Annotated in this window: 1 pseudogene; it reads left to right on the top strand. The window is 44.7% G+C overall.

The window, feature by feature from the left end:
* A pseudogene (locus tag ACFINZ_RS12170) lies at window positions 1-512 on the top strand (DUF4815 domain-containing protein); the annotation flags it as partial.

The following is a 512-nucleotide window of genomic DNA, read 5'->3' as shown; positions in this document are numbered from 1 at the left end:
CTCTCAAGCGTGACCAATCAACTGAACATGGGATGGAACCGTGGGAGAAGCGTTCGTAAAACAGAAATCAGTGATGATTTGGTGAGTGCAACCCAAGAGAAAATCAATTTTTTAAGACAAATTACCCTTTCTTTCAAAATTGAAGGTTTTGGCAGTAGCGAAATCTTGGAAAGTCTTACCTTTGATGGTGTGAATGTTTTACCAAAAACAAAGCTTGTTGCCGATAGCAAGGGCACCCTTGAAGGCACTTTCACGATTCCACAAAACATTCCGGCTGGCACAAAAAATGTTGTGGCACGGGGGAAAGGTGGAACAATTGCTACGGGTCTTTTTACAGGGCAAGGCGTGATTGATGTGAAAGTGATGCGGCGCACCACCACGGTGAAGATCTGGACGCAAGTGGACCCACAAGCGCAAGTCTTTACCCCCGATGAAACACGGCAAATCACTGGAATTGACTTTCATCTTTGCAAAATCGGCAATCAGAACCATGATCTGGTGATTGATTTGGT

It is taken from the genome of Bartonella sp. AA81SXKL (assembly GCF_042196945.1).
Classification (GTDB): Bacteria; Pseudomonadota; Alphaproteobacteria; order Rhizobiales; family Rhizobiaceae; genus Bartonella.
The sequence above is the reverse complement of the archived record's forward strand: the minus strand, read 5'-3'. Positions and strand labels throughout refer to the sequence as shown.